Consider the following 23423-nt stretch of genomic DNA (forward strand, 5'->3'; position numbering starts at 1 on the left):
TTTCAGATTTTTAACCCTATTTCACCAGGCGTTTTTATCTCCTTTCACCATGCGCTCCACCGTCCACCAGCAAATCTTGACATCCAGCGGGATTGACGCGTATTTGGTATACCAGATATCGTAGCGAACCCGGTGGCGCATCTGATTCAGCTCCGACGTTTCACCCCGCAATCCCTTGGCCTGAGCCAGACCGGTTATTCCGGGTTTGGTTTTAAACCGGTTTTTGTATTCCGGTATCAGCGGCATGTACTGAACATCCAGCGGAATAGGGTGGGGCCTGGGACCGACTATACTCATGTGACCGGCGATGACATTCAGCACCTGGGGCAACTCATCGAGGTTGGTTTTCCGGAGGATGCGGCCCACGCGGGTTACCCGGATGTCATTGTGGGTAGCCTGTTTGAAAGAAGCGTTTTTCTGGTATTTCATGGTCCGGAACTTCAGGCAGGGAAACGGCCGACCATTCCGCCCCGATCGCAACTGGACGAACAGGATTGGTCCCCGTGATTCCAGCCGGATCAGCAATCCAATCAACGGAATAAACCAGGACAGAATGAATACGCTAACCAAAAGCGATACCGCAATATCGAAGACCCGCTTTGCTACCGGCTTCTGCTTCCCCGCAGCCGTCTCACTGACGACGTAGTACGAGGAGTCGGGTTGTAACAAGTCAATCATAACGTTTCCAGTTGAGTAAATACAGATTGGGCAATGTTCTTACCAACCGGGATAAAAACCCCGGTCGGTAAGCTGTCAAAAAGTGATTGTCTGGAGAATGCGAAACCGCTTAGCTACCCGGTAACAAACGTTTCAGAAAGGATTTTTTGGCAGGAGAATCTTGTTCGTAGTAACCACCAGATCCATAGCCGTAGCCATACCCATAGCCATAGCCGTAGCCATACCCGTAGCCATTTCCTTCGTTGATGGAGTTCAGAATCAGGCTCAGTTTCCGGAAACGCTGTTCTTTGTACATGACATCCACCATCTTCATGTGTTGTTTTGGCGTTACGTCGTGGCGCACAACATACATGGTGGCATCCGTTTTGTCGGCCAGAATCTGGGCGTCAGTAACCAGGCCAACGGGTGGTGAATCCACGATGATGTATTGGAACCGCTCCCGGAGCTGATGAAACAGTTCATCCACTTTGTCGCTCACCAGAAGTTCCGCCGGGTTGGGGGGAATCGGGCCACTGGTCAGGATGTAATAATTATCCATTCCCGGTACGGGTTGTAGAATATCATCCAGCGTAACCTGGCCAACCAGAAAGTTACTGATCCCGACGGTATTCGGCATGGCCAGCATTGAGTGCAGCTTCGGACGACGCAAGTCCATTTCCAGAATGACCGTAGGGCGATCGATGAGCGCGAGACTGGCACCGAGGTTCAGGGAAATGAACGATTTACCTTCCCCACTGATACTGGACGTAAACAGAATGGCCAGACTCTCGTTGTTTGACCGCAGGAATTGCAGATTGGTTCGCAGTGCCCGGACTTGCTCGGCCACAATCGACCGGCTGTTGGACGTTACGACCAGCGGGAACTTATGCTTGGCATACGAAATCTCCCCAACAATGGGCGTACTGGTCAGCTCTTCGATGTCCGTGCGTTTGCCAATTCGGTTATTCAGCATATCGCGGGTCGCAAAAGCACCAACCGGAATCAGCAGACCAATGGCTCCGAATAGCATAAAGACCAGACTCTTTTTGGGCTTGATCGGTTTGCTGCCGCTGCGCGCAATGTCGATGGTCCGGCTATCCGCAATGGCCGAAGCATACGACAGGGCGGTTTCTTCGCGTTTGGCCAGCAGGTACGTATACAGATTGTTTTTAATGGCCTGCTGGCGCGTAATGTCCAGCAACGCCCGTTCCTTGCGGGGAACCGACCGGATCATCGATTCGAACTTGCGGTTGTGCGCCATCAACTTCTGACGGGTGCCCGTCATGATGGTTTTCATCGTCTGAATATTATCGCTGATGTTCGCTTTGGTCGCTTTGATCTGTTCGTCCACCGACCGCAGGATCGGGTTGTTTTCCGAAGTGGTTTTCGCCAGATTCTCGCGTTTCAGTTGTAGTTCCGATAAATTGGCAATGAGTCCAAGCAGGGTAGGATCAGTCAGCCCCAGTGTTGAAGGAGCAGCGCCCGATTCGTCTGATTTAGTCCGGATATAACGTTCCACATCTTCCAGCGCCCCTATCTGAATATTGACCTGGCTCAGCTGAGCGTCGTTCTGCTGAACATTTTGCAGAAAAATCTGGGATTCGGTGCTGATATCTGTAATGCCTTCCGCTGATTTGAAGCTCTCGACATCCCGCTCAACGGTAGCCAGTTCACCGGAAATAAGTTTTAACCGTTCTTCGATGAAGTCCAGGGTGTTAGACGCAACCAGGTTCTTGTCTTTCAGAGCCGCATCATTATACTCTTCCACAATCTTGTCGAGAATATTCCGTCCTTTTTCCGGAACAGCGGTTTCCAGGCTAAGTACCAATACCGTTGATTGTTTGCTGGTCGCTTCCACTTTCAGGTCTTCCACGTAGTTTTGAATCACCTCCTGTTTGGGAGCTACGTGAACGATAACCGGTTCTTTGTCGAGCTTGGTGTTTTTGTTCGTGAAAATCCGCAGCCGGCCATACGCCGTATTCAGGCTCTGGTTAACCGGGTATTTCTTGTCACCGATTTTAACGGTTTGCGGATCTACAAATTCGACGGTGAGGTCTTCTTCGTATAACAGCGGTTTCGGATGTTCGATGAGGAGACGGAACGGAGAGGATTTGTAAATCTCGCGCTTCCCGACGGGGGTGTCGTGGAAATAGGTAATGTCCAATGCGAGCACATCGTTTACCTTCTCCATGATCGTGTACGATTTCAGAATTTCAATTTCGTTTTCGACTACCTTCGAATCCGTGAAGAGATCCATCTCTTTCATGATGTTGTCGGCCGAAATTCCTTTCTTCTCGTCCTTGATCAAAATGCTGCTCTGGACTTTGTAGATCGGTACCTGGTATTGGAGGTACGCGTAACCGGCGGCTAAAGCAACGACAAGCGACAGCAGAAACCATTTCCAGTTTTTTAAATACCGGAAGAGTACCAGCCGGAGGTCAGGTTCTTTTTCCTCCTGCTGATGGTAGACATACGGTGTTGTGATCATAACGTTGTTGAGTAATTAGGTACTATCGTTCGGCTGTTTGTCCGGAATACCAGACGGACAGCCATTGGTAATGCTTGCTTACCGGCGAATAATAACCGCTATCAGAGACAGCGCGCCGATGATGGATGGCAGAATGGTGTAAAAGCGATCGGCATAGGCCAAACGGGCTTTACCCGGTTCTACATAAATGACATCGTTTGGATGTAAATAATAATAGGGTGACTTGAACAGGTCGCGCTGATTCATGTTGATGCGGCCAAATTCCCGTTTCCCGTTGGTTTCCCGAATCACCATGACGTTATCCCGGCGACCATAAATCGTAATATCTCCTGCTAAGCTCAAGGCTTCTGTCAGCGTCATCTGCTCGTTCGGAACGCTGAACATCGAGGGCCGGGTGACTTCCCCCAAAACCGATACCTTGAAATTCAGAAACCGTACGGCCACCGTTGGTTCTTTTAGAAAATTCTTCAGTTTTTCCTGAATCAGTTCCTGAGCGCCGGCCGACGTTAGGCCAAGCACTTTTATTTTTCCCGCCAGCGGCAGTTGAACATTACCCTGCGTATCGACCAGATAACCCACCACCGCCGTTACCGGAACCTGCCCGTTGACCGTCTGAAAAGAAGGCATCCGCTCGGCCGCAGCGTAAGGGTTAAAAAAACTGCTTGCTTCCGGATTCAGGCTGTTAACATTGATGCTTAATAAATCGTTAGGTTGGATAGTCGGGATGTACCGGTTGGTGATTTGTTCTATTATCCCCGTACTGTCAGTTGCCGGACTTTGAAAATAAGTGATTTGCTTCTGTGAGATGCAAGACGAAAAACCAATTACCAGTAGGCCAAACGCGAGCCAATTCCAATTCTTCATACGTTGAGATTTTCGATCAAAAAATTAAGTACTTACTGTATTTATCTATTTGTCCGACAGAATCTACTCCAAACAGAGCTCATTTAAACCTTATTTGCCGTTAAAAAGGCTCTCACAATCCATTCTGGGCCGGTTTCAGTTGAGAACGGCAGAAATATTTTCTCATATTTTTTGCTCCGAAAACTAGGAAATACCTACCGTATCCTAAATTAATGCCCTTGGAATTTAGGAAATGCAAAAATATTTTCTCATTTTTCGACATCAAATTAGTTATCAGACTTTTTAATGGTTTCCCGTTCGTTCATAAATTGGTTACTTACCCCGGGGTATCATTCGAAATATGAATTTTTTTTTGCAATTACTTAGTTAAATCAACCTGTTCTAATCTTTATCGCTTGTTCCTTTTTGCCATGCGTAAGTATGAATTGACCGACTCACAGTGGGAGAAATTAAAGGATATGATGCCCTCTAACAATCGTCCCGGTCGTCCGTGGCGGTCCCATCGCCAATCCATTAATGGAATTCTCTGGATTTTAAATTCCGGTGCGCCCTGGCGTGACCTGCCCGAGCGTTACGGCTCCTGGAAAACCATTTATGATCGCTTTCGTCGCTGGCAACGCGATGGTACGCTGGCCAAAATCCTGACGCTTCTGCAGTTGAATTTTCCAGCAGCTCTTACCGCTGAAAGCTACACGCCGATTACGTCGGAACAGGACCTTTCGACTGTCAGCTAGTCAGAGATACATGCATTTTCTGACCAGCATCAAAATCGCTACCGTGCTTTCCCAGAACGGAAACAAAAAGTGATTTTTTGATTATTTCAACAGTTGTTGAAATGAGGTATGGTGACAGAGATTGTAGAAGCTTCAGCGAATGAAGCTAGTAACTTTTTACTAGTACTCGTGAGGTAAGTATTAGGCCCTCTTTATTGGAAATTCGGTACTTATACAGTGAGTAAAAGAGAATTGTCAGTCGTGAGATCTGATGCTTCTCGTTGGTGCTCTCTTGCGAACATTTATTCAAATATACTGAAAATTGTTATAAAGCAAGAGTTTGACACGTAAAATAAATGTTAAATAGGATTTTTATTATTTAACCACTGTTTAATTAAAGAATTAGCCTTTAGGAACTCTAACAATTAACAGACACACGAGTTGGTAATGGTGAGGTTGCAAAATTTGTGCCAGTATCATTTTAATCTAGTAGTCTGTTAGAATAGTATAATAAAAAAGTCGGATCTGAACAGATGTTCCAGGATCCGACTTTTAAGGTTGAAAACAAGAAATACTAAACTATTGGCGTACTGTACTTACGCTATAATCTGCTTGGATAGTAAATCGAGATACATCTCGGTGCCTAACACTTCCTCGGGCGCTTCGATGGTCCCTACCTGAAGCAGAAAGTCGCGCAAGTCAGTTGAAATTTCGTAGGTGACATACAGTCGGCGGTCAAATAGGATGGGGGAGTCTTCCAGATCACAGATCGAATACCGCTCCTGATTGAACACGACCCTTTTTTTAGGTCGTTGCCGCTGAGGTTTTAAAAACGAATCAGCTTGTTGTTCCAATTCGTGCTGATCGAGAAATTTGTGAATGTAATTCCAACCTTCCCACTGTTCCGGGTATCTGGTCAAATACTGCCAGAATGAATCGTAAAGGTGTTGAAGGCTTAACTGACAGTACGTGTCACGGTCACAATTGGCTTCCGGAACAATGGGATCGAGAAAAGACAACACATTGTTGAGATTTCTTTCCCGATAACTGATGACCGGAATAATGGGTGTTTTGGTAATATACGATAAGAAACCGACCCCTTTGCGAGCCCATAAATTTTTGGCTCCAAAGCGTACCTGGACTTCTTTATCTTCCTGACGGTTCAGACCGGTTGTACTGGTCACACCGTCGATAAAGATAACCAGGGAGGTTCCGGCCCGCAATTCACGGATGATCTGAAGAGTCGATGAGGTCTGTTCAGCATCCAGAATCTGGAAGGAATTGGTTAGATTATGCTTTTTCTGAAGACCTCGGATCGTGGACCAGATGTCTTTTCCCTGTTCCTGATAGGTACCCCTGCTGACCAGCAAAGCAAGGTCAATGCCGTTGCGATAAAGATAACTGGTCAGCAGGCGGTAGGAGCCCAAATGAAAAGTGCAATAAATATTAGGTTGCTGGCTGTTAATCAGCTTCCGAATAGGTCCTTTCGTTTGTATCAGGTCGTTAGCGGTCAGAAATTGCTGATCGAAGGTGGTATAAACCTGTTGAAGTAGCAATTTCTGGAAAAGGTCCTCGTGCTTCTCTATCGGAATCTCAGGCAGAATGTTCTGGACACTGGCCGAGAACGTCGTAAATTTGAAGAGGTACCCTTTTTCTTTCCGAAGATCCAGAGACTCGAATTGTTGACGACAACGATCGAGTTCTCTCTGATATTGATGCACGAAGTTGCTCATAAAAATAGGAATTAAGAAAGTGCCAGTTGATCCAGTGCGTTTGATTGCAAACCGTGGAAGGTAACCACCCATTCGCAGCAGCCTTGGCCATCTTTGGCTGCTTTTATCGACACAATAGAGTTGTCACTGGTTTCATTTTTGGCTATTACATTCAAGTTGATAGTAGCTGAGTTCAACAGTTGTTTTGCAGAGTTGATAACAAAAGACTTTTTCATGGCGATAGATGCTGTTAGAGTTGATTAATTGTTCAGTCATCAATCGATCATTTTGCCCGGGATTATTCTGCCGATTGACTGTGACAAAATTACCGGGTGAGAGCAGGGAAAAGAATGGAGTATTTTGTCTAAAATATTATGCAGCTTTAGTAACTAATTACTATTTTTAATTAGTAATTTAGCACAGTCCAAGAAGTAGGATAAAGATTGGAGTAGCAATGACCGAAGTACTGCTAAATCTGAAGTATATCAGAAGACCCTTCAAGAGTCTCAGTATTCTGTTGTTGGCATTCCTCACGTTTGAGTCGTTTAATTGGCTTTTTGCCTTTGAACAGAAACTAAGTAAAGTTGCCAATTACGGCGGGGTATTAGGTTATATATGGATCCTGTTTCGGGGAGGTATCCTACCCGAGATTTCTACCCTCGTTATTGTGCTAATGATGCTCAATATTTACCACGAAGCCTGCCGCATCAAACGATTGGAACTTACCCCTAGAAACATATTACGCTACGAGATAAAGATTTTACCCGTAATGCTGGTTGCTTTCTTCCTCTTTAACCCCTTAACACAAACCGTTCGTTATTTGCTGGTTGAATTTCCGAATTATGATCTGGAGTTCTACCTTGACAAATACATTCAGGGTACCTATAGCGTTAGATTGTATTTCATTTACCTGATCCCGGTGATGATCATCGGCTATGGGTCTGTCAACGGCTCACTGTTAATCGATATTCTGGAACAACGCCGACAACGGAAACGGACCAACGAAACCCCCGACCCATTCCAGTCTTTAACTCCCCAACCCGGTGCCTTCCTTACGCACTTGAAAGGCAAAAATAGTTTTGGAGAAACCATCATTGCGGTTCAGGATTGCTTCTGGTTTGAAACCGAAGACCGGTATTATTACGCCATTCACCCAACCGGCCGGTTCTCGATTACCAAAACGATGAACGAACTGGAGCAGGAATTGAATCCGGAACTGTTTTTCCGAACCAAACGCAACTGTATCATCAACCTCAGTTTTGTTGCGAGTTACGCTTACTGGGAAAACGGCAAGTATAGCATACGCATGCAAACCCCTAATAACGACGAAACCGACATGCCGCGGGCTCGCCTTCAGGAGTTCAAAAACCGGCTTGTCCGCTTCTCTGCTCAAGAAGTTGAATACCTCCCGCCTAAAAGCGAAATCATCTAGTTCATGCTTACGAACCAGAAGCAAATTTAGATTTCGAACTACTCAAAAAATTATTAAAGATAATCCTTCACCGAAATTCCGTAGCGGGCCAGGTTCCGGCAACTTCCCAAACCCAGCTTCTGCGCAATATTCGTTTTATGATTCGCGAGTGTTCGGTAACTGATGTGTAATTGTTCGGCAATTTCATACCCCGTTGCCCCTTGCGCGATCAACCGCAGTATTTCAATTTCCCGTACCGTCAAACGACCCAATTGCTGTTTCGTCTCATCAGTCATTACGTTCATCCCGTAATTTTTCAGCAAAAGCAAAAAACCGGGGCTGTAATAAAATCCACCCGTGTTGATGGTCTGAAAGCACTTGTATAATTCGTCGAGCCCGTCGTTGGCATACAAAAAACCGTAGAAACCCTGCTGCATGGCATTTGCCACTAACTTGATATCCGGTTTACTTGTATACAGAATAAACTTCGTTCGCTGATTATCTGTACGAGCCTGTTGAACGATATCCACACTACGTCGACCGGAAATTTCGGATTCCAGAATAACACACTGCGGCTGTTTCACGCGTATCTGCTGAAGCGTGTCCTCCATTTCAATCGCTTTTCCAACCACATTGTATCCCTGGGCTTTCAGGAGTTGACAAAGTACTTCGCAGTTAAATAATTCAGCCTGAGCTACTAAAATGGAAAAGTCTTTTCGCCGGAGAGAAAACGAAGAAGAAGACGATTCCGGTTTTGAATTTGTGCTGTTCATGGTAAGCGATAGTAGCTCTGCGTTTTGAAGCTACAATTTAATCATCCTAATTGGTTCGCGGTGGTAATTGAAATCAATACTTTTTTGCGTGAAATGACCAAAATGGAAATTGGGCCGTTTCACTTTCAGATCGTTGTTGATGTAATCAAAAATTATGCGGGAATCGACAGAGAGAATCGAATGCTATATACTGCAAATTTGGTTATTTCACACGAAAAAGTAGTTATTCCGTACGAAATGACTTTTTTAGTAGGAAATGAGGGCGTAGTTTTCACTTGTAATTCGAGCAAGAAAACAAGAAACAAGGAACTGAACTACTAAATTAATAACAATGCGGAACGTTAAGAATTTATCTGGACAAGAAGTGGAGCAACTCCGTCAGACGATTCGTGAGAGCCAAAACAACGTTTTGAAAAAGCGTTGCCAGTGCGTGCTCTACAGCTACTACGGTCTGACCGTTAGCGAATTGATGGAAATGTTTGCTGTAGATCGTCGCAGCATCTACAACTGGATGAATCGCTGGCAGGAAGACGGTGTTCAGGGACTGCAGGACAAACCCGGTCGTGGTTTGAAACCGAAACTGAATCCGGAAGATCAGCAGCACGTTGAAAAAGTAATTCAGGCGATGATGACGTTCCCGAAAGAACCGCGTCAGGTGTTGCAGCAAATCAATCACCAACTGCCGAAGCCTGTTAGTCAGGACACTCTGCGTCGCTTTGTAAAGAAAATATCGAGAATAGACAGCATGGCTGCCTGATTATCAATAGATAGATCGAATAGTCAGTAGGAACCCCGGTTTGGGCGTTTAGTACTGACTATTCGCTTTTATATTACGATACAACGGTGCCCAATAGCCGACCGATCTCAATGTCTACTTTTTTGTAGTGCATATATTCTACCATCAGTCGGTCGCTTTCTGCCGGATCAGTCGCCTGACTGATCAATTGTTTTAGGTCCCGCATTTGTTGCTCCGCAACCAGTTTTTTCAATCGCAGAATATTGCCAAAAGCCGCATCGGCTAGTTTATCAATTTCCGTTGGTACGTAAATTTCGTGTTTCTGCCAGTTTTCACTCAACTGATGGCGAACCGTAACCAGGCCAATCGTTTGTTGTTGGTATTCCGAATTCCGGTGCTGTAAAAAATAATCCGCCGTCCGTATTTCACTGGCCAGAAACCCCTCCCGGATTTCCCGCAGCATTTCGTTAAAAACCGGGGTTACAAATTCCATGGAACCCAATTCGCTCAGCATGTAATGGCAGACCGAAATATCCGGTTCCAGTTCGTGCGCACCATAATTAACCAATAGCCTCACACATTCCTCTTCCTGATAAGAAAGCTGAGAGCGGTTTTGCTGCTGCTTGACCGGGTCCGTAGCCCGGCGATTGACGGGCGATTCCTCTACTGAAAAATCATTTAGAATTTCCGTTAGCTCTTCCGGGAACGAAGCCGGGCTCTGACTGGCCGTCCGATTTGAAGCCGAAGCCCTATCCTGTTGCTGCTTAAGCTGCTGTTTTTGCTGACTGAGAACCATCCGGTTACTTTCCGAGATCAATGTTTGCTCATCGACCTGGAGTTGGCGGGCGGTTTTCTGAAAGAAGACCTGCCGTTTGATCGGATCAGGTATCTTGGAGATGCTTTGAATAATTTCCGATATGATTTCGGCCCGCTTGAACGGATTGTCGCCCGCATCTTTCAGCAGGATATCGGTTTTAAACGTAATAAAATCGTTGGAATGCTGGCTCAGGTATTTTTTAAAAGCGTCGGCGCCCACCTTCCGGACGTAGCTGTCGGGATCGTCGCCGTCGGGGAACGTTGCCACACTGACGTTCAGGCCCTCTTCCAGCACCATGTCCAACCCACGCAAAGCGGCTTTGATACCGGCGGCATCGCCGTCGTACAGAATGGTGACGTTCTGGGTAAACCGGCTGATCAACCGAATTTGCTCGATCGTCAATGAAGTACCCGACGACGCTACCACGTTTTTGATCCCGGCCTGGTGCAAAGACAGCACGTCCGTATATCCCTCCGTTAGGTAACAAATGTCGTCTTGACGGATGGCATTCTTGGCTTGAAAGATACCGTATAAAACCTGGCTTTTGTGGTAAACCTCCGTCTCCGGTGAGTTAATATACTTCGGTTGATTCTTATCCGTTTTCAGAATCCGCGCTCCGAAGGCAATCACCCGGCCGGAGACGTTATGGATCGGAAAAATCACCCGGCCCCGAAATCGGTCGTAGGTCTTGCCGCCTTCTTTCGACAAAATCAAACCGGCTTTTTCGAGTAATTCCGGTCGATAGCCCCGGCGGGTGGCTTCCTGCAACAAGGCGTCCCACTGATCGGAGCTATACCCCAGTTCGAACGACTGAACGGTGTTGTCCAGAAAACCGCGTTCGCGGAAATAACTCAGGCCGATACTCTGGCCTTCGTCGGAAGTCAGCAAATGAGAATGGTAAAAATCTTTGGCAAAATTCAGCACGATGAACAGACTTTCCCGTTCATTTTGTTTGATCAGTTCATCGGGCGTCAGCTGCTCTTCGGCCACTTCAATTCCGTATTTCTTGGCCAGATGACGCAAGGCTTCCGGATAACCGATGTTTTCGATGTCCATCACAAACCGTACGGGATCTCCGGCTTTGCCGCAACCAAAACACTTGTAGATTTGACGAGCGGGCGAAACGTTGAACGAGGGCGACTTTTCGTTGTGAAATGGGCAGCAGGCAATCCAGTTCTGGCCCCGTTTTTTGAGCGAGACATAGTCACTGACAACGTCGATAATATCCGCCGACTGGCGGATGCGGTCGATGGTTTCCTCCGGAATGCGCATGTATCAAAGGTACATAACTCCACCCGGTTTTGGCAACATTTTTGCTAAATGAGTTATCGACAGGCAACCTCTTAGTCTCTCTTTTTCCCTCATCCTATGACAACTGCACTACCTATAGAATTAAAGAAAATGATATCGTTAAATTTGATTCGACAAGCAATTGTTTTGTCGGCCAGTATTTTTCTACTGATCAGTTTAAATAGCTGCCACAAAAATACGGATGGCGATGCCGTTACTCCGCAGTCAAAAACCGCTGATCAATACAGTGCCGATGTTGCACTCCGGTGGTCAGGAATGCAGTTGTACCTGCTACGAAATACGACTGGTTTTTCACCACCCGTAGCGTCGCGGGCGTTGGGATACGCCGGGTTAGCACTTTATGAGTCGATTGTGCCGGGTTTGCCCACCAATCAATCATTAGCCGGGCAACTGGCCGGGCTAGCGGAACTGCCAAAAATAGATGCCCAGGCCGAATACTACTGGCCAGCGTCGGCGAACGCAGCCGAGGCACAAATCCTGCGGCAACTCTACGCGAATACCAGCGATGCGAACAAAGCAAAAATTGACTCCCTGGAAAATCTAACGTTGGCGGAATTTAAAAAAGAAACGGTTTCGGCGGAAGTGCTGGATCGGTCGGCGGTTTTTGGGAAGCAGCTGGCTGACGCCATTTTTGAATGGTCGAAAACCGATGGCGGGCATGAAGGCTATAATCGGAACTACCCAGTCGATTTCAAAGTGCCGCTTTTCAACGGCTCCTGGCAGGTGACGGAGAACGGCCGGAAAATTCCGATGCAGCCATATTGGGGAAAAAACCGCCTGTTTGTGGCCGGAAATTCGACCCTGCCGCTGCCCAAACCGCTGGCCGTTTCGGCGGATGTGAAATCACAGTATTTCGCCCAATACCTCGAAGTCTATACCAAAAACAAATCCCTGACACAAACGGAAAAGGAGATTTCAATCTGGTGGGCCGACGATCCGAGCGAAACGTTTACACCCCCCGGTCATTCGTATAACCTGGCCCGGATCACGATTCAAACGGCGAAAGCGGATCTCGGAAAAGCCGCTGAAACCCTCGCCCGAACCGGTCTTGCCGTAGCCGATGCCTTCACGATTTGCTGGAAATTAAAGTACATCCACAACAATGAACGGCCTTACACATTCGTGCGCCGGACCATTGATCCGGCCTGGATTCCGTTCTGGCCTGCGCCCCCTTTCCCGGGGTATTCGTCCGGGCACGCCACGCAGTCGGCGGCAGCAGCTACGGTTTTGAGTGGGCTATACGGCGAGCTATTTTCATTCACCGATGATTCGCACGTCAATCGGGTTCGGGATCTGAAACGAAATACGGATTTTAAAGCCCGGAGTTTTACTACGTTCTGGGCTGCGGCCGAAGAGTCGGCTTATTCGCGTTACCTGGGCGGTATTCACACCCGTCAGGACAACGAAACCGGTTTGAGTGTCGGAAAGGAAATTGGAAGAAATATCAATAATCTGAACTGGAAGAAATGATACTGGTAAAAAAGCAAACGCCAACTATAAAAGTATGAACCGAAGTCCCTTTTACGGTTGGCGTTTGCCTTTTATGATTCCGTTGTTTCTTAATAGGCCCGAACGCCTTTTCCTTCCACGAAGTTGACGAAGGCTTTATTGACAACTTTGTTACCGCCAGGCGTTGGGTAGTTACCTGTAAAATACCAGTCGCCGGAATGGTTGGCGCAGGCTTTGTGCAGATTTTCAACGGTCTGGAAAATAACCGCAACTTCAGCTTTCAAGTCTTTGGGTTTTACAATTTCCCCTACTTTATCCGAAATTTGCTCGTGCGTGAACGGATCGTACAACGCCTTGACGTAATTGATCGATGCGGCATTGCCCGATTCGATGGCCGCAACGCATTGCGCATACACTTCATCCACCCGGTTTTCCAAACCGCTTTCTTTCAGTAGTTGTAAGGTTGCCCGGAAAGCTACAAATTCCTTCATTTTCGACATGTCGATGCCGTAGCAGTCGGGGAAGCGAATCTGGGGTGCCGACGAAACAATAATAATTTTCTTGGGCCCCAACCGGTCGAGCATCTTCAGAATGCTCTTTTCGAGGGTGGTACCCCGAACGATGGAATCATCAATAACCACTACGTTGTCAACCCCTTTCCGAATGACTTCAAAGGTCGTGTCGTACACGTGCGAAACCATCTCATCCCGTTGCGAATCGTCGGTAATGAACGTCCGGAGTTTCACATCTTTCGAAACGAGTTTCTCAATCCGGGGGCGGAACGACAACAGCCGGTCGAGATCCTGTTCAAACAGAATACCGTCCATGATGGCTTTCTTGCGCTGCTTGGCCAGGTATTCCTCAATGCCTTCCACCAGACCGAAGAAGGACGTTTCGGCGGTATTCGGGATGTACGAGAAAACCGTATTCTCCAGATCGTAATCGATTTCCTGCAAAATCTGCGGAATCAGCAGTTTACCGAGCGTTTTGCGCTCGTTATAAATGTCGGGATCGGAGGCACGGGAGAAATAAATCCGCTCGAAACTGCACGAACGTTTTTCAATCGGCTTGATGAATTCGTATTCGTCGTATTCGCCGTATTTGTCAATGATCAGCGCGTGACCGGGTTTTACTTCGTGAATCTGGTTGTATTCAACGTTGAATGCGGTTTTGATCGCCGGTTTTTCGGAGGCAACGACCACCACTTCGTCATCGGCATAATAATAGGCCGGGCGAATACCCGCCGGATCGCGGGCAACAAAGGCAGCCCCAAAACCGGTCATACCGACCATCGAATAGCCTCCGTCAAAGTCGCGGCAGGAACGGTGCAACACCCGTTGCAGGTCCATGTTGTCTTCGATGATGTCCGATAGGTCGGGATTTTCGTAAATACCCTTGAAACGGTCGAACACCCGCTGGTTTTCTTCATCCAGAAAGTGCCCGATTTTTTCCATAACCGTTACCGTATCTACTTCGTCCTTCGGATGTTGCCCCAATGAAACCAGTTTATCAAAGAGCTCTTCAACATTGGTCATGTTGAAGTTTCCGGCCATGACGAGGTTACGGCTGCGCCAGTTGTTCTGACGAAGCATCGGGTGGCAATTTTCAATTTCATTCGCTCCGTGCGTCCCGTAGCGCAGGTGACCCATCCAGACTTCTCCCGTAAACGCAAGGTTTTCCTGAAGCCAGCGGGCATCGCGGGCTTTTTCCTTGTTGTTCTTCAGCGCTTTACGGAATTTCTTATTGATTTTCTGGAAGATGTCGGCGACCGGCTGGCTGGCTACCGAGCGGTAGCGGCTGATGTAGCGGTGGCCCGGGGGCACGTCAATTTTGATGTTGGCAACTCCGGCGCCATCCTGACCCCGGTTTACCTGTTTCTCCATCAGCAGGTACAACTTGTTGATGCCGTATAAATGAGTGCCGTACTTATCGATGTAATACTGGTACGGCTTGCGGAGCCTTATCAGGGCAATTCCACACTCGTGCTTTATGGCGTCGCTCATGCCTGGTTTTTTAGTTGATATGAAGTTAACCTCCGAAGGTGAATTTTCGTTCAGTTGAAGTTAAGGCAAAGTTACGAAAAGGGCAAAGTCTATTATCTACGAGTAACGATACTTTTTTCTAATTATGATTAAAAGGATGGCAAATGGGAGTCGTTGGTAAAAAATAGGCAGTTCAAAAATTTTACTACGAAATACATTCGGTTACGGTTTTTAGAAAAGAAGTTTCATGTACTCATAATCAAGAGTTTATATATGAATTGTCAGAAATATATTGTTGTAAGCTATTGATTATCAGCAAGATTTTATTTGCATAGTACAATCTGTTAGTGTAATATTGATTTCAAATGGTTACTTATTGTTATTCATTTATAGTATAATTTTAACTCTGTCCACTATGATAAAAATGTACTTCTCTTACAATTCCCATCCCAACTGTAGATAGCCGACTGGTGTAAGGTCGTCGGTCATGCTGCCAGCATTCGAATTTTTAAGGTTTGCTCTTCTTGATCTGCCAATGGATTTGATCATTGGATTCCATACGGTTTGAATCTGCGATTCGGTTTGACAAAACCCTTGTCTTGGGTGTGCCGAACATGATTTTTGATTTCCCCTTTTTGTCGTTTCCAATCAACATTTTGGCACTATCCATGAAAAAATTTACTTCTGATTACATTTTTGTATATCAACCCTACATCTCTGCCACACTGAAATTTCTTTCGGTTTTGACGGTTTTCTTTTTAGGGCTAACCCCCGGACTCTATGCCCAAATCACCGTCAACGGCTCCGGTAATTATTCAACCATCCAGGAAGCTGTCAACAACGCGTCGGCGGGCGCAACCATTGCCGTACCGGCTGGTGTATACAATGAAAATATAACGATTGCCAAGTCGCTAACCATTACGGGCGCAGGCCGGACCAGCACCACCATCGTCGGGCAATCCGGGGGGGAAGCTACGGTTGGTGTCAATGGCCCCCTGACCGGGTTTTCTTTAACCGGATTTACGATTTTAGGTCTTGACAATGGAAATCCGGGTATTGAAAATGGCGCCCTTTTTCTACGGGGGACATTAAGTTCGGTGACCATTGCCGACAACGAAATCATTGCAAACGGAGATCTGGGTTTTGCTACCATTTACGGGAGCGCGATCAATGCGATTACGGTCAGTGGAAATATTTTCTCAGGAAAAACCTTTACAGGCGACAACCCCAATACCGGAGATCAATTTGTAATAAATAACGTGGCCAGAGCCCCGGTTTTTTTCAATGGGGGAGGCTCTGGAAGCCGGGTTTCCAATCTGACATTTACGGATAATCAGATAACCGCTATTGCGGGTACATCCGCAGGCGGCAACCTGCTCGTCAACATAGAAGCGGAGAATGCAACCATTAAAGGCAATACATTTTCCGGTTCCACCGGGGGGGCGATCCCAAGAGCTGCTTTGCGACTACGGGGAACGGGACATAGTGTTACCTGTAACACATTTCTGTCTTCCTGTTCCAACTGCTTGCATATTGAGCGGGATAAGTTTAATGAAGACCCCTTATCGGGGGCCACTCCTTCTTCCGTAGTGGGTTTAGCTTCACAAAACACATTCCCGGACGGGGGGTATTATGTAAGTCCATCGACCTCGTTTACCGCTATTTATCCTACCAGTGCGCAGGCACAGGCCGTTGTTACCGGTGGACAGACCGTAGCAGAAGCACATTTCACCGCAACGCCCGCCAGCCAGACGGTGGACGCCGGAACAACCACGTCGCTGACCGCTGTGGGTTGCGATGGCGGTATGGTTTCCTGGAGTCCGGGTGGCGCATCCGGCGCATCATTCACGACTCCGGCCATCACGGCTACGACAACCTACACGGCTACCTGTACGCCCGCGGGCGGAGGTTGCAGCTTCACGGCCACAGCAACCATTGTGGTGCCAACGGTAACGGGGAACTTCGAAGGGTTTATGCAAACCGTCAATTGCAGCAGTCTGACGGGTTGGGTTTGGGACAAAGGCAAACCGAATGTGCCCTTGCAGGTTGGCTTGTATGAAGGGAATAACCTGATTACCATCATTAATGCCGATAAATTCCGGCAGGATTTGCTGACGGCCAATAAAGGCAACGGGGTTCATGCGTACAATATTCCGACGCCGGAAGAATTGAAAAATGGATCAGCCCATGTGCTTACTGCGCGGGTGCTGAACAGTGCTTACCAATTGAAAGATTCGCCAAAAGTACTGAATTGCGGAGTACCTAACCCGGCTCCTGTTGCCCCGGCGGTTTCTCCACTGTCGGCCACCGTTAACGTGGCTTACACGTCGAGCCAGTTGCCCGCCTTTACAGATGCTGATCCGTTGACGTACGGCCTGACGGGTTTACCCAATAATCTGACTTTCGATGGGACTACCCGCGTCATCAGCGGTACGCCGGTCGTTGCCGGAACGTTCCTCCTGAACTACACCGCCAGCGATGGAACGACCACCAGCTCCGCCAGTGTCACGCTGACCGTAACCGGAACCAATTCCGGCACGGTATCGGGTAATTTCGAAGGCTTCCTGCAAACCGTTAACTGTGGCGTCTTTACGGGTTGGGTTTACGATAAAAACCAGCCGAATGCGCCAATAACCGTTGAATTCTTTGAAGGAGGGAACAGCATCGGCGTTGTTGAAGCCAGCAATTTCCGTCAGGATTTGAAAACCGCCGGGAAAGGAAATGGTTTCCATGCTTTTAGCGTCCCCACTCCGGCGGGTGTGAAAACCGGTACGACCCGGGTCATTGGCGCACGGGTTTTGAACTCGACGTACCAGTTAAAAGACTCCCCCAAAACGCTGAATTGTCCGTCACCGGCCCCGGCCCGGGTTTCGGCGCCTTCAGCTGAAGGCAACAGCCTGAAAGTTAGTGTATTGGGTAACCCGATTGCGGATCAGGTTCAGGTAGAGGTTCAGGGCGCGGAAGAGCAGACGCTGCGTTTGCAGATCAATGACGCCCAGGGCCGGATCGTAGCTGAACACATTGTGCAGAAAGCCGGGGCCATCGAGCGGCAGACGCTCCGGGTTGGTAACCAGCCCGCCGGTTTGTTATTCCTGCGCGTCAGTGTTCCGGGTCAGATCCAGACGCTCAAACTGCTGAAGCCGTAAGCATTCTATTCAACAACAGTGACTAACTAAAAAAGCCCGCTCTGAGTCATCAGAGCGGGCTTTTTAGGATCAGGTTAACGGGAAGCGGTTTTGCCGATTTCGTCATACAAAGCCCTGAAACAGTTCGATGCCGTATTTCCGGATTCGTCCGCCTTTTTCCGACCGTAATATTCATCCAGAAACGAACCGGCATCTGACCAGACCGTTTGAATCATGCCGTGAAACCGGTCTTTCATTGCTTTGGTCGCCGTTGCCCGAAACTTGATCATATCCTGCAATTGAAGCACCGCATTTTTGGGCATTCGCCACGGACAGGTCATCACTTTCAATCCTTTCATCGCAAAATAAACCGGTGTCTGATCGGGCCGTTCGTAATGCCAGTCGCAGATCATCACATCTTTCGGAATCAGATCCACGGCGCGGTGTGTGTTGTTCATGCTGGCTTCCCACATGCCCAAACCGGTGGTTTTTCCGTCCAGCAGCCGGTCGCCCCAGATCCACAAGGTCCGGCCGTTCTGTGCCAGATGATCGCGGATCGTTTTCACTTCACCGGCAAATAACTCGGCTTTATCGCGCCCCGAACAGCGCGGGCATTTGTCGTCGCCGATGTAAAAAACCTCATCCATTCCGGCGTGAAAAGCATCGGTTTCAAAGACCTCACAAATCTCATCGACCAGGTCAAACACTACCTTGTGAACCTCCGGATGCAGCGGACAGTAGCTTTTGCAATACAAACCGTCGGCGTTGGGCCACTTGTAGCTGACCGGCATTTGAACGTGCGGAGTTTCGTCAAACTGGGGATAAACCCGCAGCAGATTGTGCGTTCTGCGCGCCCAGGACTGGTGACCGAGCAGATTGATTTGCGGAATCAGCCGGATGTTGTTTTTCTGGCAGACCTTCACCAGTTTCCGGACATCCCGTTTCGAAAGAGAAACGCTGTCGCGCAATTCGGGATGGCTTTTGAATGCGTAATTAAAATCAACGCGGAGAATCAGCGTGTTTACTTGCCGGGGAGCCAGTTCTTTCTCGATAAAAGTCACGAACTCGTCCACGCGATCGGTTTGGGGAGCGCCAATGCAAAAACCGCGAACGGGCAGTAAACTATCGGCCGGTAGTTGGGCAATCGATCCAGTATACAGGAAGAGAAAACCGACCAGTAGGTAAAGTTTTGCGATTTGAGTTTTCATGAATGGAGAGAGGTATAAGCAGGAAAGGAAGAATGAATTGGCAATTCAATCAAAAATACAAAAACCGGTCTATCAGTAATGAACAGACCGGTTTTTTCAGGAATGATTCCGTTAACTTTCAATTACAGACTTCCAATCCAGCGCAGAATCCAGTCCGGTTTGAAAAACAGAATCAGAACCGGTGCCGTCACCACCGCGGCTAAAAAAAGCTGCGGGAGATTGAGTTTTGTGTCTGATAAATAAGTATTCGAAACCGGTCGGAAATAGAGTAAAAACGGGATTCGGAGGTAATAAAAAAGTGAGACAATGGCGTTGAGCAAACCGACGACAAAGAGTGCGAGCAACCACGGGTTAGTATCGGTTTGATAGGCTTCCAGCAGGGCCGAAAAAGCCAGCAGTTTGGCCGTGAAACCCACCGTTGGCGGCAAACCGGTCAGGGCAATCATTACCACCGTCAGTGCCGCACTGAGTAGGGGCTGACTGGAGCCTAATCCGCTGAAATTCTGAATGGTTAAGTTGCCATTTTGTGGTTTCGCCAGCAGGTCAACGAGCAGGAAAGCCGCCATGTTGATGAACACATAGGTTGCGATGTAAAACGTAGCCGCTTCAAAACCGGTTTCGCTGAATGCCACGACCCCCACCAGTAGAAAACCGGCATGCGCGATGGACGAATAGGCCAACAGCCGTTTGGCATCGGTTTGCCAGAGCGCCGAGAAATTGCCCAGCGTAATGCTCGCCAGCGCAATAACCGCCACTGGTGTCTGAAAACTGGCCGGAAAAGCGGTCAGGATACGCATCAATACCAGCAGGGCTGCGGCTTTCGGAGCAACGGAAAAAAAGGCCACAACGGGCGTTGGCGCGGCTTCGTAAGCATCCGGAGTCCAGACGTGGAACGGAACCAGCGACAGTTTGAAGAAAAGACCGGACAATGTCAGAAAACCGGCTACATACACCACAAACGCGTCATTTTGGGCCAATTGGTTCCCCGATTCCGAGAGTGCGAGTGTTCCGGTCAGTCCGTAGAGCAACGACATGCCGTACAGCATGATGGCCGAACTGATGGCACCGAAAAGCAGGTATTTCAACCCGCCTTCGGATGCCTTGCGGTCGGTTGAGAGCGCCGTCAACAGGTAGGAACTAATGGAAACGAGCTCGATACTCAGGTAGATCGTCAGCAGATTGACCGACATCGTCATCAGATACAGACCGAGGAGCATTCCGAGTAAAATGGGAAGCCAGTCGAGGGGCAGTTCGTTTCGGGGCCGGGCAACCGCCCAGCCGTGCAGAATCGCAAAAAAAGCGGCCAGCGTAACGATGAGTTTATAAAAAACCGCCTGGTTATCGAGCAGCAATACCGAACTGAAAAGGAAGCCTTTTTCGCGGCCCACCTGCCCGAACGTCAATGCGCCCGCAACGACCACCGCTGTCAGCGAAAGGGCGTACAGAATCGAGCGGTTTTTAGATGCGGATAGTGTCGCGTCTGGTGTCGTGGCAAAACCGGCCAGTTGAATCGGAGAGCGGGGCGTGAAAACCAGATCGGCAATGACGACAAGCACAATGGCAAAAACCAGCGCAAGCTCCGGCCAGAAACCGGACAAGCTCCGTATACTATCATTCAGTTGATCAATGAGTTGCAAAGCGCGGATAAATAGGCAGAAATTGATGGCGGTAAAGGTACAAAAAAAGCGTACTGGTTTTGGCGTTGGTTCGTTATCTTGTGGTAAGGATGACCAGTCCGGATTTCGATCACTTTTCCAAATGTATCCATTCCAATGAGAGCAATGCTGATTTTGGGCCTGTTGGTCTTCGGATTGACGGCCGTATCCCGCGCCCAGGGCGTTTTTCTGACCGACGTCAACGGGCAGGTGCTGCGGGCCAATAAATACGTGGACGTGCAGGGTTCGCCATATCTGGATGAAGCCTGGAAAGTGGGAGCGGTGACGGCCGCCAACAACAAGTCGTATCCGAACCTGAAAGTGCGGTATGACGTGTACGCGGGCGAACTGGAGTATATGCAGAATAATCAGCCCTATCGCTTAAGTCCGGCAGCCATCAAAGAATTCAGGATTACCGGTGACAATGAGCTGGTGTTCCGGAACGGTTTTGCCGCAGTGAATACCAATACACCCACAACTTTTTATCAGGTGCTGGTCGATGGTCCCACGAAACTGCTGAAGCAGCTGAAAGTAAACATCAACGAGAATAAGCCGTTCAATTCGGCCACCACCACCAGGGAATTTCAGAAGCAGGAAATTTATTTCATCGCCAAACCGGATGGCACGCTTCAGAAGATTCAGAAGAATAAAAAATCGGTGCTGGCAGCTTTACCGGAACAGAAAGATCGCGTTGAAAAACTGATCAAAGAACAGGACCTGAACCTGAACGACGAAACAAACCTGATCGCATTGCTGGAGAGTTTTAATGCGAAATAGGGAGGGACGATTGTCTGTTGACTATAGACCATTGACGATGGACCATTGACCATTGCCGGTAGCCCATAGTTGGCTGTCACTCGTCAAAAGACAATGGTCTATCGTCAATGGTCGATGGTCCATCGTCAACTATCAAATCACTCCGTCCCGTTTAGCCTGTTCTTCGTAGCCGTGGAGTTGGACGGGCTGTTGCTTTTTGCGCATCTTGATATTGAGAACTTCGACCAGCAACGAGAACGCAATGGCAAAATAGAGATACCCTTTGGGTACGGCACCGATCGCATTATCGAAGAAAACCACCTCGGCCAAATGCGCTCCTTCGGCAATCAGCATAAAACCGATCATGATCAGGAAGGCTAGTCCCAGCATTTGAATGCTAGGGTGATCGTTGACGAATTTGCCGACGGGCCCGGCAAAAAACATCATAATCAGGACAGACAGCACAACGGCGATGATCATGACGGTTACATTCTGGGTTAAGCCAACGGCGGTCAGGATGGAATCGATCGAGAAAACGATGTTGATGACGGCAATCTGGGCAACGACGCCGGAAATGCTGGCTTTTCCCTTGGACGGGATATCTGCTTCGGGTGCGCTGCCCTCCAGTTTGTGGTGAATCTCCGATGTCGCTTTATAGAGCAAAAACAGCCCACCTACAAACAGAATCAGGCTCTGACCGGTGAAAGCGACTTTTAACCAGCTGCTTTCGTAGTGCATGAATGGTTTGCTAAGCGAAATCAGGATCGAAATACCGAACAACAGAATCACCCGGAAAATCATGGCCAGTAGCAAACCCAGATTACGGGCTTTGGGTTGGTCGGCCACCGGGAGTTTGTTGGCGGCAATGGAGATAAAAATGATGTTATCGATACCCAGAACAATTTCCAGAAAAGTCAGTGTCAATAAACTAACGATGTTTTCAGCGGAGAACAATTGGTCCATTCGAATGTATGTAGGTCGTTGTGAATCGGGCCTAAATTACCCGCTTTATGCCAGTTCGGCAACAAGTAGAACAAAATCAACGCAAAAAGCCCAGGCCCGACGCACCGAATCAAACGGAGCAATTGGGGGGAAAGGAACCGGATACCTGCACTGCGTGATAATGCTCATGGCTCAACCGGAGAGAAATGCTCGAAACCCGGGTTTTAGACCGGGTAATTATCAGACCGGCCAATCTGAAATTATGCCCTCCTATTAGGGCTTGTCAGGTGATAAAAAAGCCCTAATTTTCGGTTTGATATTGTATTAATCGATTGTTTGTCTGATGTTTAAGCCGTCAAAAAGTATCTTCTTTTTTATAAATATGATAAAAGAAAGCGATGCCGGGTTACAAGACACCTATTTTTGATGTGTATATACATACAAAACAAATTGGTAAATTATTTCTGCCACCATATAATAAATTTCGACTTTGTGATTTGTTTGATAGAGTTTGATTAGTGTAGATTTGTTGTTAACAGAATGGTTATTTAAGTAATATCACGTTTAAAACGCTTTATTTCGCCTATCTAATTGCCTTTTCCAGAAAATAAACCCGGTACTATTGCAGGCAAAAGATCGCTTTTGAAGTCATTGATCGGTTAAGGGTAATTACTTAAGTAAAATAGTAGCAGACGGAAAACTTTTTTTGATCTAAAATTGTAAAAAAGAGAGGTAAGCGGTTATTCTGGTGATTGGGTAGTTGGAAAAGGCTGAACTTATTGGTCGTAAACAGTCCCCGGAATGAGTCAAATTACTTCGATAGG

The 23423-nt window shown here is 47.8% G+C and carries 17 protein-coding genes; 6 read left to right on the forward strand and 11 right to left on the reverse strand.

The features are described from left to right. Positions 1–21 precede the first annotated feature (21 nt). From EHT25_RS12005 to EHT25_RS12015, 3 genes are all read right to left on the reverse strand, one after another. Positions 22–678: a sugar transferase gene (locus EHT25_RS12005; protein WP_124874755.1), complete on the reverse strand. Its 657-nt coding sequence runs from the start codon at positions 676–678 to the stop codon at positions 22–24. Between the two features lie 109 nt (positions 679–787). Next, the gene (locus tag EHT25_RS12010; RefSeq protein WP_124874757.1) at positions 788–3145 is read right to left on the reverse strand and encodes a GumC family protein; all 2358 of its coding nucleotides are present in this window, start codon (positions 3143–3145) and stop codon (positions 788–790) included. 78 nt (positions 3146–3223) lie between these two features. Beyond that, positions 3224–4009, reverse strand: coding sequence for a polysaccharide biosynthesis/export family protein (locus EHT25_RS12015; RefSeq protein ID WP_124874759.1), 786 nt, complete (start codon positions 4007–4009; stop codon positions 3224–3226). A gap of 410 nt (positions 4010–4419) precedes the next feature. Here EHT25_RS12015 and EHT25_RS12020 point away from each other — a divergent pair, with 410 nt between their 5' ends. Beyond that, positions 4420–4743, forward strand: coding sequence for a transposase (locus tag EHT25_RS12020; RefSeq protein ID WP_124874761.1), 324 nt, complete (start codon positions 4420–4422; stop codon positions 4741–4743). A 575-nt stretch (positions 4744–5318) separates the two neighbouring features. Here EHT25_RS12020 and EHT25_RS12025 read toward each other — a convergent pair. Together EHT25_RS12025 and EHT25_RS12030 are read right to left on the reverse strand one after the other, a co-directional pair. Next, the gene (locus EHT25_RS12025; protein ID WP_124874763.1) at positions 5319–6455 is read right to left on the reverse strand and encodes a lysophospholipid acyltransferase family protein; all 1137 of its coding nucleotides are present in this window, start codon (positions 6453–6455) and stop codon (positions 5319–5321) included. Positions 6456–6466: 11 nt separating this feature from the next. Beyond that, positions 6467–6670, reverse strand: coding sequence for a hypothetical protein (locus EHT25_RS12030; RefSeq protein ID WP_124874765.1), 204 nt, complete (start codon positions 6668–6670; stop codon positions 6467–6469). Between the two features lie 437 nt (positions 6671–7107). Here EHT25_RS12030 and EHT25_RS12035 point away from each other — a divergent pair, with 437 nt between their 5' ends. Then, a complete protein-coding gene (locus EHT25_RS12035) occupies positions 7108–7866 on the forward strand; it encodes a LytTR family DNA-binding domain-containing protein (protein WP_221622267.1) in 759 nt (252 codons plus the stop codon). Between the two features lie 53 nt (positions 7867–7919). On the opposite strand, the gene EHT25_RS12040 is transcribed toward EHT25_RS12035, so the two are convergent. Then, on the reverse strand, positions 7920–8618 hold the full coding sequence (locus tag EHT25_RS12040) for a response regulator transcription factor (protein WP_124874769.1): 699 nt from the start codon (positions 8616–8618) through the stop codon (positions 7920–7922). A gap of 331 nt (positions 8619–8949) precedes the next feature. Between EHT25_RS12040 and EHT25_RS12045 the strand changes: the two genes are divergently transcribed. After that, entirely contained in the window at positions 8950–9375 is a 426-nt protein-coding gene (locus EHT25_RS12045) for a helix-turn-helix domain-containing protein (RefSeq protein WP_124874771.1), read from the forward strand. A 73-nt stretch (positions 9376–9448) separates the two neighbouring features. Here the strand turns inward: EHT25_RS12045 and dnaG are convergent, their stop codons facing one another. Then, positions 9449–11443 (reverse strand): DNA primase, encoded by a 1995-nt coding sequence (dnaG, locus tag EHT25_RS12050; RefSeq protein ID WP_124874773.1) that lies wholly within the window; start codon positions 11441–11443, stop codon positions 9449–9451. Positions 11444–11572: 129 nt separating this feature from the next. Between dnaG and EHT25_RS12055 the strand changes: the two genes are divergently transcribed. Continuing rightward, positions 11573–12952 carry a vanadium-dependent haloperoxidase gene (locus EHT25_RS12055; RefSeq protein WP_124874775.1) on the forward strand — a complete coding sequence of 460 codons (1380 nt, stop codon included), beginning with the start codon at positions 11573–11575 and terminating at the stop codon, positions 12950–12952. Positions 12953–13041: 89 nt separating this feature from the next. Here the strand turns inward: EHT25_RS12055 and EHT25_RS12060 are convergent, their stop codons facing one another. After that, positions 13042–14934 carry an amidophosphoribosyltransferase gene (locus tag EHT25_RS12060; protein WP_124874777.1) on the reverse strand — a complete coding sequence of 631 codons (1893 nt, stop codon included), beginning with the start codon at positions 14932–14934 and terminating at the stop codon, positions 13042–13044. A gap of 647 nt (positions 14935–15581) precedes the next feature. On the opposite strand from EHT25_RS12060, the gene EHT25_RS12065 reads away from it, so the two are divergent. Continuing rightward, complete coding sequence (locus tag EHT25_RS12065) at positions 15582–18059, forward strand: putative Ig domain-containing protein (RefSeq protein ID WP_185731343.1); 2478 nt, start codon at positions 15582–15584, stop codon at positions 18057–18059. A 74-nt stretch (positions 18060–18133) separates the two neighbouring features. Here the strand turns inward: EHT25_RS12065 and EHT25_RS12070 are convergent, their stop codons facing one another. Then, positions 18134–19246 carry a family 20 glycosylhydrolase gene (locus EHT25_RS12070; RefSeq protein WP_124874781.1) on the reverse strand — a complete coding sequence of 371 codons (1113 nt, stop codon included), beginning with the start codon at positions 19244–19246 and terminating at the stop codon, positions 18134–18136. Positions 19247–19368: 122 nt separating this feature from the next. Then, complete coding sequence (locus tag EHT25_RS12075; protein WP_124874783.1) at positions 19369–20883, reverse strand: NADH-quinone oxidoreductase subunit N; 1515 nt, start codon at positions 20881–20883, stop codon at positions 19369–19371. 135 nt (positions 20884–21018) lie between these two features. On the opposite strand from EHT25_RS12075, the gene EHT25_RS12080 reads away from it, so the two are divergent. Next, positions 21019–21678, forward strand: a complete 660-nt coding sequence (locus EHT25_RS12080) for a hypothetical protein (RefSeq protein WP_124874785.1) — start codon at positions 21019–21021, stop codon at positions 21676–21678. A gap of 132 nt (positions 21679–21810) precedes the next feature. On the opposite strand, the gene EHT25_RS12085 is transcribed toward EHT25_RS12080, so the two are convergent. Continuing rightward, positions 21811–22620, reverse strand: coding sequence for a TerC family protein (locus tag EHT25_RS12085; RefSeq protein ID WP_124874787.1), 810 nt, complete (start codon positions 22618–22620; stop codon positions 21811–21813). Between the last annotated feature and the right edge of the window lie 803 nt (positions 22621–23423).

This window comes from Larkinella rosea (assembly GCF_003858635.1).
GTDB classification, from domain to species: domain Bacteria; phylum Bacteroidota; class Bacteroidia; order Cytophagales; family Spirosomataceae; genus Larkinella; species Larkinella rosea.

Excerpts from the sequence above, each read along its gene's own strand:
- EHT25_RS12005 (WP_124874755.1), bottom strand. The coding sequence starts at position 678 with ATGATTGACTTGTTACAACCCGACTCCTCGTACTACGTCGTCAGTGAG.
- EHT25_RS12010 (WP_124874757.1), bottom strand. The coding sequence starts at position 3,145 with ATGATCACAACACCGTATGTCTACCATCAGCAGGAGGAAAAAGAACCT.
- EHT25_RS12015 (WP_124874759.1), bottom strand. The coding sequence starts at position 4,009 with ATGAAGAATTGGAATTGGCTCGCGTTTGGCCTACTGGTAATTGGTTTT.
- EHT25_RS12020 (WP_124874761.1), top strand. The coding sequence starts at position 4,420 with ATGCGTAAGTATGAATTGACCGACTCACAGTGGGAGAAATTAAAGGAT.
- EHT25_RS12025 (WP_124874763.1), bottom strand. The coding sequence starts at position 6,455 with ATGAGCAACTTCGTGCATCAATATCAGAGAGAACTCGATCGTTGTCGT.
- EHT25_RS12030 (WP_124874765.1), bottom strand. The coding sequence starts at position 6,670 with ATGAAAAAGTCTTTTGTTATCAACTCTGCAAAACAACTGTTGAACTCA.
- EHT25_RS12035 (WP_221622267.1), top strand. The coding sequence starts at position 7,108 with ATGATGCTCAATATTTACCACGAAGCCTGCCGCATCAAACGATTGGAA.
- EHT25_RS12040 (WP_124874769.1), bottom strand. The coding sequence starts at position 8,618 with ATGAACAGCACAAATTCAAAACCGGAATCGTCTTCTTCTTCGTTTTCT.
- EHT25_RS12045 (WP_124874771.1), top strand. The coding sequence starts at position 8,950 with ATGCGGAACGTTAAGAATTTATCTGGACAAGAAGTGGAGCAACTCCGT.
- dnaG (WP_124874773.1), bottom strand. The coding sequence starts at position 11,443 with ATGCGCATTCCGGAGGAAACCATCGACCGCATCCGCCAGTCGGCGGAT.
- EHT25_RS12055 (WP_124874775.1), top strand. The coding sequence starts at position 11,573 with ATGATATCGTTAAATTTGATTCGACAAGCAATTGTTTTGTCGGCCAGT.
- EHT25_RS12060 (WP_124874777.1), bottom strand. The coding sequence starts at position 14,934 with ATGAGCGACGCCATAAAGCACGAGTGTGGAATTGCCCTGATAAGGCTC.
- EHT25_RS12065 (WP_185731343.1), top strand. The coding sequence starts at position 15,582 with ATGAAAAAATTTACTTCTGATTACATTTTTGTATATCAACCCTACATC.
- EHT25_RS12070 (WP_124874781.1), bottom strand. The coding sequence starts at position 19,246 with ATGAAAACTCAAATCGCAAAACTTTACCTACTGGTCGGTTTTCTCTTC.
- EHT25_RS12080 (WP_124874785.1), top strand. The coding sequence starts at position 21,019 with ATGAGAGCAATGCTGATTTTGGGCCTGTTGGTCTTCGGATTGACGGCC.
- EHT25_RS12085 (WP_124874787.1), bottom strand. The coding sequence starts at position 22,620 with ATGGACCAATTGTTCTCCGCTGAAAACATCGTTAGTTTATTGACACTG.